This is a genomic window from Actinosynnema sp. CA-299493 (genome assembly GCF_050946825.1).
Lineage (GTDB): Bacteria > Actinomycetota > Actinomycetes > Mycobacteriales > Pseudonocardiaceae > Actinosynnema.
The window spans coordinates 8,955,553-8,971,195 of the sequence record NZ_CP191993.1 but is presented as its reverse complement, the minus strand read 5'-3'; the positions used below and the strand labels follow the sequence as shown (position 1 = coordinate 8,971,195).

Below are 15,643 nucleotides of genomic sequence, written 5' to 3'. Positions count from 1 at the left end.
TAGGCTGGAGATGTGTTGCCAACGTTCCCAGACTTCAGTCCCCTCTACCTGGACGCCTGGGTCATGTTCGCGGCGTACTACGCCGCGCTGGTCATGGGCGTGTTCGCCTTCGCGCACGCCCTCTCGCAGCGGGCCGAGGCGTTCACGGCGGCCGAGCGCATGACCAAGCCCGCGTGGCTCGGCATCACCGGCGGTGGCGCGTTCGCGCTGCTGCTGTTCCACCCGTTCTCCGCCGGCGGCATGTTCTGGCTCGCCGGGCTGGTCGCGGTCACGGTGTACGTGGTCGACGTCCGGCCCCGGCTGATCGAGGTCCAGCGCGGCCCGCGGTGGTGACGCACCGGAGCTTCGGCTCCGGCGCGCCCGTCACGCTGGTCGGCCACGGCCTGGGCGCGACACCTGGCGAGGCCCGTCTGCCCACGTCCGGGCTGCCGGGCACGAAAGTGGTGGTCACGCTCCCCTCGCACGGCGACGAGCCGGACGCGCCCGAGGGCTACTGGACCTACCCGCGCATCGCCGCCGACCTGCGTGCCGCCGCACGGGAGACCGCCGCGACCCGGGCCGTCGGCGTGTCGTTGACGGCGGGCGCGCTGCTGGCCCTGCTCGCCGACGAACCCGACGCGTTCGACCGCGTGGCCCTGCTGCTGCCCGCCGTGCTGGACGAGCCGAGGCGGCTGCTCGGCCGCGAGGAGGCGATCGCCGCCGTCGGCGGTCCGCCCGACTACCAGGCGGAACGGCGGCGGGCGTTCGCGCGGCTGGACGGCGCGCTGGGGGAGCTGCCCGGCCAGGTCGCGGTCACCGACCGCGCGGCGTTGGCCCGGGTCACGGCCCCGGTGCTGGTGATCGGCGCGACGGACGACCCGCTGCACCCCGAGGACGTGGCCAAGCAGGTGGCCGCCGCGTTCCCGAACGGCAGGCTCGAACTCGTGCCGTCGTGGTCGACCCATCGCGGTGACGTCCGCACGTGGTTGGTCGACTTCCTGCGCGGGTAGCCGAACCGCATGGCCGAACCGAAGAGGATCGCATTCCTGGTCGACACGGAGGGCATCGAGCAGGTCGAGCTGACCGAGCCCTGGCGGCACGTGGAGAAGGCCGGCGCCGTGCCGAGGCTGCTCGCGCCCAAGCTGGGACAGGTGCAGGCGTACGACCACCTGACGCCGGCCGACAAGTTCGACGTGGACGTGCCGTTCGCGCACGCGGATCCCATGGACTACGACGCCGTGGTGATCCCGGGCGGGGTGGCCAACGCCGACTTCCTGCGGATGGACCGCGACGCGGTGAAGTTCGTCGAGCAGCACGTCGCCGCGGGCAAGCCGGTCGCGGCGATCTGCCACGGGCCGTGGCTGCTGGTGGAGGCGGACGTGGTGCGCGGCAAGAAGCTGACCTCGTTCCCGAGCCTGGCCACCGACCTGCGCAACGCGGGCGCCGACTGGGCGGACGAGGAGGTCCGGGTCTGCGGCGCGGCCGGGTGGACCCTGGTCACCAGCCGCAAGCCCGACGACCTGCCGGCGTTCAACCGCGAGGCGCTCAAGGCCTTCGGGCTCCAGGACATCTGAGGACGTGAAGCCCGGGTCCACGGGGATGTGCACCTCCCCGTGGGCTCGTCGCGGTGTCGCCGGAGCCCGCTAGAGCCTGGCCGCCGCGTACGCCGCGATGGCGTCGCGGACGTACTCGGCCAGGCCTTCGGCGTGCGCGTCGAACTGGACCTTGAAGTCCGGCGCGTCCACGTACAGCCGGCCGAGCCCGGTGTAGGACTCCCGGTTCGGCGTCCAGCTCCGGCGGATCCACCGGTGGTGCCGGTCGGTCACGTCCAGCGCGCGCGGCGCGTCGGCCGCGACGCCGGAGTCGAACAGCTCGGCGTAGGCCTGCACGACGGCCTTCCACTCCGCGGTGAACCCGTCGGCCTCGGCCTTGGTCCAGCCCTTCACCCGGCGCTTGTTCTCGTCGACGTGCTCCTGGACGCCCTCGCCGTAGCGCTCCACCAGCTCCGCCTCGTAGCGGGCCTGGCGGTCCGCGTCGAAGCCGTCGAACAGCTCTTCCACCTTCATCCCGTCACTCCCCTCCAGTTCCTCGATCGTGCGGGAGACGGTCCGGGCCAGCTTCGCCAGCCGGTCCTGCTCGGCGGCCAGCCACCGCGCGTGGTTGCGCAGCACGTCGACCGTCCGGTGCCGCCCGTCCAGGACCTCGGCCACCGTGTCGAGGCCGAGTCCCAGGTCGCGCAGCAGCAGGATGCGCTGGAGCCGGAGCAGCTGCTCGCGCTCGTAGTACCGGTAGCCGTTGCCGCCGATCCACGCCGGTTCGAGCAGGCCGATCGCGTCGTAGTGCCGCAACGTCCGCGAAGTCACCTTCGACATGCGCGCGACCTGCGCGATCGACCAGGCCATGACCGTGCTCCCTCCCTGTGCCGACCACGTTAGGGGTTGACGCAGCGTCAACGTCAAGGTCGGCCGGCAGGATGGTGGGCGTGTGGACCATCGCAGGCACCCTGACCCCCTTGCCCGTGCTCGACCGGCTCGACCTGGTCGCGGACCCGGTCGCCGCGGCGCTGCGGTCGATGGCGGACGGCGCGCGGCTCGCGGTCGCGGAGATTGACCCGGGATTGGCGGACACGGCCGAGTTCTGCGCGCACTACGGCTCGCCGTTGGCGGCGTCGGCGAACTGCGTCGTCGTGGCGGGCAAGCGCGGCGACACCGTCCGGTACGCGGCGTGCGTCGTGCTCGCGACCACGCGCGCGGACGTGAACGGCGTCGTCCGGCGGCGGATCGACGCGCGCAAGGCGTCGTTCGCGCCGATGGACGACGCGGTGTCGCTCAGCGGCATGGAGTACGGCGGCATCACGCCCATCGGCCTGCCCGACGACTGGCCCGTGCTGCTGTCGCCGGAGGTGGCGGCGGCGCCGGAACTGGTCGTCGGCAGCGGCATCAGGGGCAGCAAGATCCTCGTGCCCGGCGAGGTGCTGGCGAAGCTGCCGAACGCCGAGGTCGTCGAGGGCCTGGCCCGCTGAGGGCGCGGTCAGCCCGCCGCCGGCGCGCAGGACGGGTGCGAGCGCCGGGCTGACGGCCGCCCGCGCGACGAACGCGAGCCACACCCCGGCTTCGGCGCGCTCGGGCAGCGCGATGGCGCGTGCGTGCAGCTGATCGGGCCGGCCTACCGCGAGGACGTCTGCCTGGACGCGACCGAGCCGGTGGAGCGGGTGATCACGCCGCGTACTCCCGCAGGAAGCCGACGGCCTCGTCGGCGTCGTCGGTGACCAGGATCCAGCGCTCGGCCTCCCGGCCCCGCGCCAGGCGTCGCACCAGCGGCGCGGCCGGCACCTCGTCGACCCAGAAGTCCCGGCCCAGGAACACCATCGGCGCGGCCGGGCCGACCGAGCCGTAGTGGTTCTGGCAGTAGTCCTGGAAGACCTCCTGCACGGTGCCCGCGCTGCCCGGCGTGTAGATGATGCCGCCGGCGGCGACGGTGAGCAGGCCCTCTTCGCGCACCGAGTTGGCGAAGTACTTGGCGTGCAGCTCGCACGCCGGGTTGGGCGGCTCGTGGCCGTAGAACCAGGTCGGGATGCCGATCGTGCGTGGCCTGCCGGAACCCGCGGGCGCGGACGTGGGCAGGTCGGTGGGGCACGCGGCGATCCAGCGGCCGATGGACTCGGCGTCGTCGCCGAACCTGGGCGCCTTCGCCAGGTCCCGCAACGTCGGCTCGTCCACGCCGATCCGCACGCCGAGCGGCACGGCCTCCATCACGCCCGGCCCGCCGCCGGTCAGCACGGTGAACCCGGCCTCGCCGAGCGCCGCGCCCAGCTCCACGGCACGTCGGTAGCCGTCCGTGTCGCGGCCGAGCGCGTGCCCGCCCATCACGGCGACCGGCCGTTCGGGCAGCGCGTCCGCCAGCGCCTCGGTGATCGCGTGGTCGTGCAGGCGTTCGGCGAGGGCGTGCAGCGGGTCCGGGTTGTGGCCCTGGGCGCGGCTGTGCCGGTAGATCCGGGCGTCCGGGGTGTCGGCGTAGGACAGCGGGTCGTCCGGGTCGAACCCGGCGAACAGCTCGGCCGGCGGGTAGAGCCGCGACCGGTACACGTCGTAGGGCAGGTCGGGGATGGTCGGGAAGACCAGCGCCCCGGCCGCCGCCGCGCGTCGCTGGGCGAGCGGGGAGAGCGTGCAGCCGAGGAACAGCGCGCCGTCCATCGGCACGCGCAGCTCCTCTTCGCCCAGGTCGAGCCCGACGAGGACGGCGTGCCTCAACCCGGTCGCCGCGCGAACCTGGTCCAGGGTGGTGTACTCGGTGCGCACCGGCGCAGCCTACGTGCGGGGCGGGCGGTCAGAAGATGACGGTTTGGTTGCCGTGCACCAGGACGCGGTCCTCCAGGTGCCACCGCAGACCGCGCGCCAGCACGACCTTCTCGATGTCACGCCCCTTGCGCACCATGTCGTTGACGGAGTCGGTGTGGTCCACCCGGATCACGTCCTGCTCCACGATCGGTCCCTGGTCGAGGTCCGCGGTCACGTAGTGGCACGTCGCGCCGACCAGCTTCACGCCCCGGCCGCGCGCCTGGTGGTACGGCCGCGCCCCGACGAACGACGGCAGGAAGCTGTGGTGGATGTTCAACGCCCGCCCGGCCCAGTCCGCGCACAGCTCCGGGGGCAGGATCTGCATGAACCGCGCCAGCACCACCGCGTGCGGCCGGTGCCCGTCGACGAGCTGCCGCAGCTGCGCGAACGCCGCCGCCTTGCCCTCCGGGTCGTTCGCCGGGAACGGCACGTGGTGGAACGGGATGCCGTGCGCCCTGGTGATGCCGGCCAGGTCGGCGTGGTTGCCGATGACCGCGGACACCTCGACGTCCAGCTCGTGCGACGCCACCCGGCCCAGCAGGTCGTACAGGCAGTGCCCCTCCTTGGACACCAGGATCACCACCCGCCTGCGCTCGGCGGAGTCGGCGACCCGCCACGAGCCGGGGTGCGCGCCCAGGCCGCGGGCCACCTCGGCGAACCGGGCCCGCAGCTCCTCCACGTCGAACGGCAGCGAGTCGGCCCGGACCTCCTGGCGGGTGAAGAACCAGTTGGTGGCCGGGTCGGTGTGGTAGGCCGCCTCGACGATCCAGCCGCCGTGCTCGGCCAGGAACGAGGAGATCCGGGCCACGATGCCGGTGCGGTCGGGGCAGCCGAAGGTGATCACGTAGCGTCGTTCAGGCAGGGGCACGACCGGAAGTATCTACGGTCGCGGCAGCCCGTCCAGCAATGACCTGTCACCCGATGTGATGGCGCCGCTGGGCCGGCCCCAGACCGCCCGGTACAACGCGTCGGCGGTGCCGGCGGCGGTGGCGTCCTCGTCGGTCGCCGAACCGGTGATGGGGCCGACCTCCGGCGGCTGACCGGGCGTGAGGCGCACCTCCCAGGCACGGCCCGCGTCGGCGGCGTGGAACAGCACCCGGCCCGCCCGCTCGACCGGCTTGCGCCGGGCGGCGCGCACCAGCATCCGGGTCAGGAACTCGTCCACGCCGTCGGCGGCGAACTCCACGTCGAACAGCAGCGACGGCACGTCCGCGCCGTGCCGCGCGTGCTCGGCGTCGAGCCGGTGGACCGCGGTCTCGTGCGCCTGCCGGCGTGACCAGAAGCCGAAGGTCTTCGGCCCGGTGAACGTCCACGCGGGCGTGTCCGACCTGGCGCCGGCCAGGGTGTCGGCCAGCTCGGCGACCTTCCCGTCCCACCAGTCGAGCAGCTCGTCCCAGTCGGCGGGGCGGTCGTCGGGTCGTGGCCGCTCGCCGTCGACCGGCGTGCGCAGTGCGCGCAACGCCCAGGAGTGGACCATGCCCACGTGGTCGACGAGGTCCCGCACCGTCCACCGGGGACAGGTGGGCACCGGCGCGTCCGGACCGGCGGCCACCGCGGCGGCGCGCAGGGCGGTGTACTGGGTCCTCAAGTGCTGCACGTGATCGGCGTGGTCCACCCCGCACAGCTTAGGGAATCAGGGCAGCCCGGGGACCCGTCACGTTCAGGGCAGCTCGGCTCACCGTCCCGGGGCTCACCACGTCCCGGGGCAGCTCAGGGGCTCACCACGTCCCAGGGCAGGGTCACCTCGCCGAGCCGCCAGCGCTTCCGGTCGTCCAGCACCGGCCACCCGCGCCCGGCCAGCAGCCGCACGGACTCCACCCAGCGCGCACGCGGGCCGTAGGGCGCGAACGGCGCGCACGTCGCCCAGCACGCGTCCAGCTCGGAGAGCAGGGCGTGCACCTTCTCGCCGGGCACGTTGTGGTGGATCAACGCCTTCGGCAGCCGTTCGGCCAGGTCGCCCGGGGTCTCCAGGTCGGCGGGCAGGCAGGAGAGCGTGAACGTCCGCGGCCCCTCGGAGGTCAACGCGACCCAGCAGCACCGGCGGCCGATCTCGTCGCACGTGCCCTCGACCAGCACCCCGCCGGGCGCGAGCCGGCCGACCATGGTGTCCCACGCCTCGGCCGCCTGCTCCTCCGTGTACTGGCGCAGCACGTTGAACGCGCGCAGCAGCACCGGGCGCGCGCCGGCCAGCTCGAACCCGCCGCGCCGGAAGTCGAGACCGGGCGGGTCGGCGACCTCCTTGCCCGCGGCGACCCGTTCGGCGTCGAGCTCCAGGCCCAGCACGCGGACGGCCGGGTTGACCGCGCGCAGCCGGGACGCCAGCTCGACGGTGGTGATCGGGGAGGAGCCGTAGCCGAGGTCGACCACCAGCGGTTCGGGCGCGGCGAGCAGGTCGCGGTAGGTGTGCGCGACCCACCGGTCGACCCGGCGCAGGCGGTTCGGGTTGGTGGTGCCCCTCGTGGGCAGGCCGAGCGCGCGCGCCCGGCCCGCGGCTAGGCGCGGCGTGCGAGCCATTCGGCGGTGAACTCGGATTCCTTGTCGAGCAGCAGCGAGACCTGGTCGACGATCATCGCCTCCAGCTTGCCGCCCATGAGCGGGATGCCCACCTTGACCTGGCCCGTGAGCGTGAGTTCGCTCCCACTCCCGGTGTCGGCGAGCGTGATCGTGCCGTCCAGGCGGCCCGGAACGCCGTTCAGCGTCACCTCCACCGTGCCCGCGTAGCCGGCCTCGGTCCACGACTCGGCGCGGTCGATGACGAGGTCGCCGCCGAGCAGGCCGCGGGCCACCGACGGCAGCTTGTCCGCGGGCACACCCTGCTTGAGCTGGTAGGACGTGCTCCGCTCGGTGGTGGTGAAGGCGACCAGCTGCGGGTTCGTGCCGCCCAGCTCGGCGAGCCGGTCGCGCAGGTACGTCTGGTCCACCAGCGCTGCGTACACGTCCCTCGCCGGCCAGCGGGACGTGGTTCGGTGCTCGATGCGGCGTGCCATGTCGCGGAGGCTACCGTTCTCGGTCGTGACCACCCCGCCCTCCAGTGCCCGTGTGCCGCTGGCCGAGTGCACCACGCTGCGGCTCGGTGGCCCCGCGACGAGGTTCACGCGCGCCGCCACAGCCGCCGAGCTGGTCGAGACCGTGCGCGCGTTGGACGCGGACGGCGAGCCGTTGTTGCTGCTCGGCGGCGGTTCGAACCTGGTGGTGTCCGATGCCGGGTTCGACGGCACGGTGGTGGCGGTCGGCACGGCCGGCCGCCGGCTCGACCCGCTGGGCGACGGTCTCGTGCAGCTGACCGTGGAGGCGGGCGAGGACTGGGACTCGGTCGTCGCGGAGGCCGTGGCGCAGGGGCTGGGCGGGCTGGAGTGCCTGTCCGGCATCCCGGGGCTGGTCGGCGCGACGCCGGTGCAGAACGTCGGCGCGTACGGCGTCGAGGTCGCGCAGGTGCTGACCTCGGTCGACCTGCTGGACCGGCGCACGGGTCGCGTGCACCAGGTGCCGGCGGACGGCTTGGGGCTGGCGTACCGGACCAGTGTGCTGAAGGGCACGGACCACGCGGTGGTGCTGCGGGCGCGGTTCGCGCTGACCGCGGGCGGGCAGTCCGCGCCCATCCGGTACGGCGAGCTGGCCCGGGTGCTCGGCGTCGCGCCGGGCGAGCGGGTGCCCGCCGACGCGGCCCGCAAGGCGGTGCTGGAGCTGCGGCGCGGCAAGGGCATGGTGCTGGACGCGACCGACCACGACACGTGGAGCGCGGGCTCGTTCTTCACCAACCCGCTGCTGGACGACTCGACGTTGGCCGGGGTGCTGATCCGGGTCGCGGAGCGGTTGGGGCCGGAGGTGGAGGTGCCGACGTACCCGGCGGGGGTCGGCTACTCGAAGCTGTCGGCGGCGTGGCTGATCGAGCGGGCCGGGTTCGGGCGCGGCCACCGGGGGCCGGGCGGCCGGGTGGCGTTGTCGGGCAAGCACACGCTGGCGTTGACCAACCGCGGTGGCGCGTCGACGGAGGACTTGCTGGACCTGGCGCGCGAGGTGCGTGACGGCGTGCGGACGGCGTTCGGCGTGGAACTGCTGCCGGAACCGGTGCTGGTGGGCTGCGAGCTCGGGTGATCGGCCCGCGGTGGTTGAGGTGAACGGCCGAACGGGTGACTGGGTGTGACGAATCCTCACTCCACGCGTTTCATGGAGGTAGGGGCACCTGTTGGAGGTCGTCATGGCCTACCCCGACGACGATCGCGCGGCCGTCAGGCCGATCAAGAAGCTGGTTGAGGACGACTTCCTGAGCCGGCCCGGCGTGGTGGGTGTCGACCTCGGCGAGAAGACGGTCGGCGGCCGGGGGACCGGTCGGCTGGCGATCGTCGTGTTCGTCCGCCGCAAGGGCCGCGCCGCCCAGTTCGCCATCCCGCCGGACGTGCTGGGCGTGCCGACCGACGTGGTCGAGGACACGTTCTGGCCGCACCACACGATCGCCTCGCCGGAGGGCGTGAGCGGGGCGGAGCGGCACGAGTCGTTGGCCGGCGGCATCGGGATCGGGCCGAGCCGGGCGATCCGGTTGGTGCCACCGGACGTCGCGGAAGCGGACGACTACGTGGTGGCCGGGACGCTGGGCGCGCTGGTCACGCCGCGCGGCAGGCACATCGTGATGGCGCTGACGTCGTTCCACGTGGCCTGCGTGGACGACGCCTGGGCGGTCGGCGACCCGATGGTGCACCCGTCCCGCGTGGACGGCGGGCACCCGGTGCACGACCGGGTGGGCGCGCTCGCGCGGGCGGCGTTGTCGGCGCGGGTGGACGCCGCCGCGATCGTGCTGACGACACCGCGCGTGCGGCCCGAGGTGGTGGGGTTGGGCGCGGTGGCGGGCAGGGCGCGGGCGCGGGTCGGTGACCGGGTGCGCAAGCGCGGCCGGACGACGGCGATCACGGAGGGCGTGGTGGCGTCGACGGACGCGGCGATCACGCTGGACTTCGGGGTGGGGTTGGGCGTGCGGACGCTGCACGACCAGATCCGGATCGAGACGCCCCGGTTCGCCGATCACGGCGACTCGGGTGCGGTGCTGGTGGACGACGCGAACCGGGTGGTCGGGCTGTACTGCGGCGGGAGCCCGGACCGGGGGTTCGCGAACCCCATCGGTCCGGTGCTCGACCAGTTGGACGTGGAGCTGCTCACGGCTGATTCGTGATCGTGAGGTGCGGCCGGTGGTTCGCGAGCTACGCCCGGTGGTTCCGGATCAAGCTCGGTGGTTCCGGATCACGCCCGGTGCACCCGGGAGGCGGAGGCCTGCGCGCGGGGCTTGAGGACGATCTGGTCCAGGTTGACGTGCGGCGGCCTGGTCACCGCGAACGCGATCACGTCGGCCACGTCGGCCGCGGTCAACGGCGTCACGCCCTGGTAGACGGCCGCGGCCCGGTCGGCGTCGCCGTCGAAGCGGTTGACGGAGAAGTCGGTCTCGACCATGCCGGGCAGGATCTCGGTCACGCGCACGGGTTGGCCGAGCAGCTCGCCGCGCAGGGTGCGGTGCAGCGCGGACTGGGCGTGCTTGGCGGAGGTGTAGCCGGAGCCGTTGTCGTAGGCCTCGTAGGCGGCGACCGAGGTGACGGTGACCACGTGCCCGTCGCCGGAGGCGATCAGCTTCGGCAGCAGGCCCTTGGTGACGCGCAACGTGCCCAGCACGTTCGTCTCCCACATCCACCGCCAGTGCTCCTCGTCCGCCTCGGCGACGGTGGCCAGGCCGCGCGCGCCGCCGGCGTTGTTGACCAGCACGTTCGCGGCGGGGATGGCGTCGAGGAAGGCCTCGACGGACGGGGCCGAGGTGACGTCCAACTCGACCGCGACGCCGTCGATCTCATCCGCGATAGCCTTGAGGCGGTCGACCCGCCGGGCGCCGAGCACCACGTGGAAGCCCTCGGCGGCGAGCCTGCGGGCGGTGGCCTCGCCGATGCCCGCACTGGCTCCGGTCACGACTGCGATAGGACGGTTCACACCGGCGATCCTAAGCGCGGGCCGCGCACGTGACGCGGATCACTCGCACCGGGAGTCGGGTGGGACGTCCTTCGATCAGGAGGTCGTAACGTGCACAGGACAGTGGCGGCTCTGCTGCTCGGCTTGGCCCTGGTGGCGGGCTGCTCGGCGAAGGTGGAAACGGGCACGGCCAAACCGGTCGGCGGCGACAACCCGCCGGTGGCCGAGTTCACCACCGCGCCCGCGGACGGCGCGATCGACGCCCCGGTGAACGTGCCGGTGCAGGTCGCCGTCGCCGAGGGCACGATCGACCAGGTCACGGTCACCAACCCCGAGGGCGAGGCCATCGAGGGGAAGCTCGCCGAGGACAAGAAGTCGTGGGCCAGCACGGAGCCGCTCGGGTTCGGCAAGGCCTACGCGTACGCGGGCCGGGCGACCGGGACGGACGGGCGGCCGGTCGACCTGAAGGGCGGGTTCACCACGGTGAACCCCGCGTCCCAGGTGCGCGCGACGCTGTTCCCCGGCGACAACGAGACCATGGGCGTGGCCGTGCCGATCAAGGTCGAGTTCGACGCGGACGTCGCGGACCGGGCGACGGTGCAGAAGGCGTTGACGGTGACGAACTCCGCCGGCGTCCAGGGCAGTTGGGCGTGGCTGAGCTCGCGCGAGGTCCACTACCGGCCGGAGAAGTACTGGCCCGCGAACACGCAGGTGCACGTCGAGGCGAAGCTGTACGGGGTGGCCTACGGCGGCGGCGCGTTCGGCCGCGCGGACGTGACCAGCGACTTCACCATCGGCCGCAATCAGGTCGTGAAGATCGACACGCCGTCGCACCAGCTGGTCGTGCAGCGTGACGGGCAGACCGTGGCGACCTACCCGGCGTCGTTCGGCAAGGACGACGACCCGGCGCTGAACACGCCGAACGGCACGTTCGTGGTGATGCAGAAGTTCGACACGTGGAGCTTCGACAACCCCCAGTACGGCTACACCAACGTGGTGAAGAAGTGGTCGGTGCGGTTCTCCAACCACGGCGAGTTCATCCACGAGAACAACGACAACGCGGCGAACATCGGCAGGGTCAACTCATCGCACGGGTGCGCGAACCTGCTGGAGGCCGACGCCAAGGCGTACTACGACAGCGCGATGGTCGGTGATCCGGTGGAGGTGACCGGGGCGAGCACGACGTTGCCGGCGCAGTTCGACTGGTACGACTGGCAGATTCCCTGGGCGCAGTGGCAGACGATGTCGGCTCTGTGACGGTGGGGGTGGGTTGGGGTGGGGGTGGCTTGGTGGGGTTGGGGTTGGGTTAGTCCGGCTCGATTTGACATGGGGCCCTTACGGGCACTCCAGGCAGGCCAAAGCCGGGCAGGCCCGGCGGGAAGAGCGTCCGCCAAGCCTGCCCGGCTTCGACCAGCCTAAAGCACCCGAACCCATGTCAAATCGGGCCTCGGTGGGTGAGTCGCGGGTCCGTTGGGGTGGGCTTTGATGATCAAGATATGGGTGTTCTTGGTGATCAAGGGGTGGGTGGTGGGGTGTGGTTGATGGCGCAAAATCGCTTGTGCGGGAAGTGGTGGGATGATTTACGCGTTGTCGTAAGTCGTGCGGAACACTCTCCTCGACGCCGAGGGCGTCCGGCTGTCGGTTCGCGAGTCGGGTCCTGCCGACGCCCCGGCGGTCGTGCTGGTGCACGGTTGGGCGCAGTCCGGGGAGGTGTGGTCGCCTCAGCCGTCCTTGCGCGGTTACGCGGTGGACCTGCGTGGTCACGGGGCGTCGGAGGTGGCCGAGGGCGGTTATCGGGACTCGGCGGTCTGGGCGGCTGACCTGAAGGCCGTCATCGATCACGTCGGGCGGCCGGTGGTGGTGGTCGGGTGGTCGTACGGCGGGGTGGTGATCGCCGACTACCTGCGTTGTCACGGCACGGCCGGGATCAGTGGGTTGGTGCTGGTCGGGGCGGTGACCGAGTTGGGGCGGGGGCGGCCCGGCGCGGTCATCGGGCGGGTGATGGAGGCGGTGCTGCCGGCGGCGTTCTCCGATGATCCGGCGGTGGCGGCGCCGGCGTTGACGGACTTCTGCCGCGACCAGGCGCCCGGGTTGGCCGGTGACGTGGTGCAGCGGATGGTGGGGACGGCGTTGCGGGTGCCGCCGTGGGTTCGGCGGGAGCTGTTCCGGCGGGACGTGGACAGCGCCGGTGTGCTGAAGGCGGTCGACAAGCCGACACTGGTCGTGCACGGCACCGCCGACGAGGTGGTCGACCCGGCCGCCGGGGAGTACGCGGCGGCCCTGATCCCCGGAGCCGACTTGCGCCGCTACGACGGAATCGGACACTCGCCGTTCCTGGAACGGCCGGAGCGGTTCGCGGCCGACCTCGGGCGGTTCGTCGCGGAGGTGTCGCGGTGAAGCGGGTCGCGGTGCTGTCGGTGCACACGTCGCCGTTGGAGCAGCCCGGCACGGGCGACGCCGGTGGGATGAACGTCTACATCGTGGAGACCGCGACGCGGATGGCGCGGCGGGGCATCGCGGTGGAGATCTTCACGCGGGCGACGTCCTCGGAGTTGCCGCCGGTGGCCGAGCTCGCGCCCGGCGTGAAGGTGCGGCACGTGGTCGCGGGGCCGTTCGAAGGGCTGGGCAAGGAGGAGCTGCCCGGTCAGCTGTGCGCCTTCACGGCTGGTGTGCTGCGGGCGGAGGCGCGGCACGAGCCCGGTCACTACGACGTCGTGCACTCGCACTACTGGCTGTCGGGGCAGGTCGGGTGGTTGGCGCGGGAGCGGTGGGCGGTGCCGTTGGTGCACACGGCGCACACGTTGGCGAAGGTGAAGAACCTGGCGCTGGCGGCCGACGACACGCCGGAGCCCCGGATGCGGGTGATCGGCGAGGAGCAGGTGGTCGCGGAGGCGGACCGGCTGGTGGCCAACACCGACGTCGAGGCGGCCGAGCTGGTCAAGCTGTACGACGCGGAACCGTCGAAGGTGCTGGTCGTGCCGCCGGGGGTGGATCTCGAGCGGTTCACGCCCGGTGATCGGGACGGGGCGCGGGCGGCACTGGGGTTGCGGCCCGAGTCGGTGGTGCTGGCCTTCGTGGGGCGCATCCAGCCGCTGAAGGCGCCGGACGTGCTGTTGCGAGCGGCGGCGGAGATGGTGGCGCGTGATCCCGGGTTGAGGTCGCGGTTGGTGGTCCTCGTCGTCGGCGGGCCGTCGGGGTCGGGGATGAAGACGCCCGAGGAGCTGGTCAGGCTGGCGGCCGAGCTGCGGATCTCGGACGTGGTGCGGTTCATGCCGCCGCAGGGCGGTGAGGCGTTGGCGCGGGTGTACCGAGCGGCCGACGTGGTCGCGGTGCCCAGTCACAACGAGTCGTTCGGGCTGGTGGCGTTGGAGGCGCAGGCGTGCGGGACGCCGGTGGTCGCGGCGGCGGTCGGCGGGTTGCCGGTGGCGGTGCGCGACTGGGTGTCCGGGGCGTTGGTGGACGGCCACGAGCCGGGCGCGTGGGCGCGGGTGCTGACGTCCATCGCGCTGAACCCCGCGTGCCGGGAGGAGCTGGCCAGCAACGCCGTCGGCCACGCCCGCCGGTTCTCCTGGGACCGCACGACTGATTCACTCCTGGCGGGGTACGCCGAAGCCCGGGACGTGTTCCGCGAGGAGGTCATCGCTTGAGCCTGGACGACGTCATCCGGTCGACCCTGGACGACCGCGAGCTGCGCTACGACCGCAAGGAGCCGGGGCGGTTCTTCGTGACCCTGCCCGGCACGAAGAAGCTCCAGACGAACTGCTGGCTGGTGGTCGGCAGGCACGCGCTGGTGGTGGAGGCGTTCGTGTGCCGCAAGCCGGACGAGGCGCACGAGGACGTCTACCGGTTCCTGCTGCGGCGCAACGCCAAGCTGTACGGCGTGCACTACACGATCGACACGACCGGCGACATCTACCTGGTCGGCCGGATCGCGCCGCACGCCGTGACGCCCGACGAGCTGGACCGAGTGCTCGGGCAGGTGGTGGAGGCCGCCGACGGCGACTTCAACACGCTGCTGGAGATCGGGTTCGCCGGCGCCATCCAGCGGGAGTGGGACTGGCGGGTCTCGCGCGGCGAGTCGCTGGCCAACCTGGAGGCGTTCCGGCACCTGGTGTCCGAATCGTGATGGCGGGGGAGCAACGGGGGTGATCCCCCGCCCCGTCCCACCCGTGACCGGAAACCAGGGAGGGTCACATGGGCAGACGGGTGGGGCTGGTGGTCGCCGCGTTCGCGGCGCTGGCGCTGGCGGGGTGCGGTGCGAGCGGCACGTCGGGGTCGTCGGCCGACCTGGCGGCGCCCGCGCCCGCGCAGGAGAACGCGCAGCCGGGCGGCACGCCGAAGCAGGACTCGGCCGGCACGGATGAGGCGCGGCAGGCGGGCACGTCGGCGCAGCAGAACCGGCAACTCGTGCGCACGGCGACGGTCGAGTTGCGCGCGCCGGACTCCGACGCGGTGCTGTCCCAGGTCAAGGACCTGGTCATCGCGGAGGGCGGGTACTCGGCCCAGGAGAGGTCGCAGGCCGGCCGGGCGTCGGTGACGGTGAAGGTGCCCGGCGACCGGCTGGACCGGGTGATGGAGTCGATCGCCGGGCTGGAGGGCGTCGAGGTCGGCAGGCGGGAGCTGCAGACCGAGGACGTGACCGAGCAGGTGGTGGACATCGAGGCCCGGCTCGCCAACCAGCGGGCCAGCGTGGAGCGGGTGCGCGGGCTGCTGGAGCGGGCCACGACCACGTCCGAGATCACCGACATCGAGGCCGAGCTGACCAAGCGGCAGTCCGACCTGGAGTCGTTGCAGCGCCGGTACGAGGCGGTGAAGGGCCAGGTCGCCATGGCGACGTTGACCGTCGTCATCTCGGCGACGGGCGAGCCGGTGGTCGTGCGGGACGAGAACGACTTCCTGGAGGCGTTCGCCGGTGGCTGGGAGGCGCTGGTGGGCGCGTTCGGCTGGCTGCTGGTGGTGCTGGGCGGCGTGCTGCCGTTCGCGGTGGTGCTGGGGCTGCCGACGTTCGGCTACCTGTGGTGGCGGCGTCGCCGGAGGGTCGCGCCCGTCGCGCCGCCGAGCACGCCCTAGGCCGCGGAGCGCGGGGCGGCTTGGGAGAGAGGGGGAGTCGCGAGCTCAAGCCGCCCCGCGTCGTTCCCCGCTGGGGTTGGAACCGGGCGGGGGGAGCCCGGGCTTCCAAGCGGGCCGCGGTTCGACGGGGGGATGGCGAACCGCGGTTCTGCCGTGCGGGCCGATCGGAGTGCGTGGGGCCGACCCGCGAGGCCATGCCAACTTGGCAGATGCCCGGTGGCCGCCACAAGGGGCGGCACTACTCCGTTCGAGTGTTCTTAGCCGAATTAAGTAACGCTGTAGCGCGACGAACGACTGCCTTGACCAGCGATGTG

Annotated in this window: 18 protein-coding genes; 11 read left to right on the top strand and 7 right to left on the bottom strand. The window is 72.7% G+C overall.

What is annotated here, in order from left to right:
• Positions 1 to 48: 48 nt before the first annotated feature.
• Genes ACQPYE_RS38765 through ACQPYE_RS38755 form a run of 3 tightly spaced genes read left to right on the top strand, consistent with a single transcriptional unit; the run spans position 49 to position 1,553 of the window.
• A complete protein-coding gene (locus ACQPYE_RS38765) occupies positions 49 to 333 on the top strand; it encodes a DUF2516 family protein (RefSeq protein ID WP_498723074.1) in 285 nt (94 codons plus the stop codon).
• Positions 330 to 989 carry an alpha/beta fold hydrolase gene (locus ACQPYE_RS38760; RefSeq protein WP_498718066.1) on the top strand — a complete coding sequence of 220 codons (660 nt, stop codon included), beginning with the start codon at positions 330 to 332 and terminating at the stop codon, positions 987 to 989. The genes ACQPYE_RS38765 and ACQPYE_RS38760 overlap by 4 nt, the downstream gene beginning before the upstream one ends.
• A 9-nt stretch (positions 990 to 998) precedes the next feature.
• Complete coding sequence (locus ACQPYE_RS38755) at positions 999 to 1,553, top strand: type 1 glutamine amidotransferase domain-containing protein (RefSeq protein WP_498718065.1); 555 nt, start codon at positions 999 to 1,001, stop codon at positions 1,551 to 1,553.
• Positions 1,554 to 1,622: 69 nt separating this feature from the next.
• On the opposite strand, the gene ACQPYE_RS38750 is transcribed toward ACQPYE_RS38755, so the two are convergent.
• The gene (locus ACQPYE_RS38750; RefSeq protein WP_498718064.1) at positions 1,623 to 2,381 is read right to left on the bottom strand and encodes a MerR family transcriptional regulator; all 759 of its coding nucleotides are present in this window, start codon (positions 2,379 to 2,381) and stop codon (positions 1,623 to 1,625) included.
• Positions 2,382 to 2,452: 71 nt separating this feature from the next.
• Between ACQPYE_RS38750 and ACQPYE_RS38745 the strand changes: the two genes are divergently transcribed.
• On the top strand, positions 2,453 to 3,001 hold the full coding sequence (locus ACQPYE_RS38745) for a YbaK/EbsC family protein (protein ID WP_498718063.1): 549 nt from the start codon (positions 2,453 to 2,455) through the stop codon (positions 2,999 to 3,001).
• 193 nt (positions 3,002 to 3,194) lie between these two features.
• Here the strand turns inward: ACQPYE_RS38745 and ACQPYE_RS38740 are convergent, their stop codons facing one another.
• The 5 genes from ACQPYE_RS38740 to ACQPYE_RS38720 all read right to left on the bottom strand — a co-directional run bounded on the left by ACQPYE_RS38740 (position 3,195) and on the right by ACQPYE_RS38720 (position 7,303).
• Complete coding sequence (locus tag ACQPYE_RS38740) at positions 3,195 to 4,277, bottom strand: LOG family protein (RefSeq protein ID WP_498718062.1); 1,083 nt, start codon at positions 4,275 to 4,277, stop codon at positions 3,195 to 3,197.
• Between the two features lie 28 nt (positions 4,278 to 4,305).
• Positions 4,306 to 5,184, bottom strand: coding sequence for a formyltetrahydrofolate deformylase (gene purU, locus ACQPYE_RS38735; RefSeq protein ID WP_498718061.1), 879 nt, complete (start codon positions 5,182 to 5,184; stop codon positions 4,306 to 4,308).
• Positions 5,185 to 5,196: 12 nt separating this feature from the next.
• On the bottom strand, positions 5,197 to 5,931 hold the full coding sequence (locus ACQPYE_RS38730; protein ID WP_498718060.1) for a maleylpyruvate isomerase family mycothiol-dependent enzyme: 735 nt from the start codon (positions 5,929 to 5,931) through the stop codon (positions 5,197 to 5,199).
• A gap of 95 nt (positions 5,932 to 6,026) precedes the next feature.
• A complete protein-coding gene (locus ACQPYE_RS38725) occupies positions 6,027 to 6,830 on the bottom strand; it encodes a class I SAM-dependent methyltransferase (RefSeq protein WP_498718059.1) in 804 nt (267 codons plus the stop codon).
• On the bottom strand, positions 6,809 to 7,303 hold the full coding sequence (locus ACQPYE_RS38720) for a DUF2505 domain-containing protein (protein ID WP_498718058.1): 495 nt from the start codon (positions 7,301 to 7,303) through the stop codon (positions 6,809 to 6,811). The genes ACQPYE_RS38725 and ACQPYE_RS38720 overlap by 22 nt, the downstream gene beginning before the upstream one ends.
• On the opposite strand from ACQPYE_RS38720, the gene ACQPYE_RS38715 reads away from it, so the two are divergent.
• Both ACQPYE_RS38715 and ACQPYE_RS38710 read left to right on the top strand, forming a co-directional pair.
• Positions 7,302 to 8,411, top strand: coding sequence for a UDP-N-acetylmuramate dehydrogenase (locus ACQPYE_RS38715; RefSeq protein WP_498718057.1), 1,110 nt, complete (start codon positions 7,302 to 7,304; stop codon positions 8,409 to 8,411). The two genes, ACQPYE_RS38720 and ACQPYE_RS38715, sit on opposite strands and share 2 nt — an antisense overlap.
• Before the next feature lie 103 nt (positions 8,412 to 8,514).
• Positions 8,515 to 9,480: a chymotrypsin family serine protease gene (locus ACQPYE_RS38710; protein ID WP_498718056.1), complete on the top strand. Its 966-nt coding sequence runs from the start codon at positions 8,515 to 8,517 to the stop codon at positions 9,478 to 9,480.
• A 68-nt stretch (positions 9,481 to 9,548) separates the two neighbouring features.
• On the opposite strand, the gene ACQPYE_RS38705 is transcribed toward ACQPYE_RS38710, so the two are convergent.
• Positions 9,549 to 10,280 carry an SDR family NAD(P)-dependent oxidoreductase gene (locus ACQPYE_RS38705; RefSeq protein WP_498718055.1) on the bottom strand — a complete coding sequence of 244 codons (732 nt, stop codon included), beginning with the start codon at positions 10,278 to 10,280 and terminating at the stop codon, positions 9,549 to 9,551.
• Positions 10,281 to 10,370: 90 nt separating this feature from the next.
• Here ACQPYE_RS38705 and ACQPYE_RS38700 point away from each other — a divergent pair, with 90 nt between their 5' ends.
• The 5 genes from ACQPYE_RS38700 to ACQPYE_RS38680 all read left to right on the top strand — a co-directional run bounded on the left by ACQPYE_RS38700 (position 10,371) and on the right by ACQPYE_RS38680 (position 15,329).
• The gene (locus tag ACQPYE_RS38700; protein WP_498718054.1) at positions 10,371 to 11,516 is read left to right on the top strand and encodes a L,D-transpeptidase; all 1,146 of its coding nucleotides are present in this window, start codon (positions 10,371 to 10,373) and stop codon (positions 11,514 to 11,516) included.
• Positions 11,517 to 11,858: 342 nt separating this feature from the next.
• Positions 11,859 to 12,656 carry an alpha/beta fold hydrolase gene (locus tag ACQPYE_RS38695; protein WP_498718053.1) on the top strand — a complete coding sequence of 266 codons (798 nt, stop codon included), beginning with the start codon at positions 11,859 to 11,861 and terminating at the stop codon, positions 12,654 to 12,656.
• Positions 12,653 to 13,906 (top strand): D-inositol-3-phosphate glycosyltransferase, encoded by a 1,254-nt coding sequence (gene mshA / locus ACQPYE_RS38690; RefSeq protein ID WP_498718051.1) that lies wholly within the window; start codon positions 12,653 to 12,655, stop codon positions 13,904 to 13,906. Before ACQPYE_RS38695 ends, mshA begins: the two co-directional genes overlap by 4 nt.
• Positions 13,903 to 14,385, top strand: a complete 483-nt coding sequence (locus ACQPYE_RS38685) for a type III secretion system chaperone family protein (RefSeq protein WP_498718050.1) — start codon at positions 13,903 to 13,905, stop codon at positions 14,383 to 14,385. Before mshA ends, ACQPYE_RS38685 begins: the two co-directional genes overlap by 4 nt.
• Before the next feature lie 68 nt (positions 14,386 to 14,453).
• Entirely contained in the window at positions 14,454 to 15,329 is an 876-nt protein-coding gene (locus ACQPYE_RS38680) for a DUF4349 domain-containing protein (RefSeq protein ID WP_498718049.1), read from the top strand.
• The last annotated feature ends 314 nt before the right edge of the window (positions 15,330 to 15,643 follow it).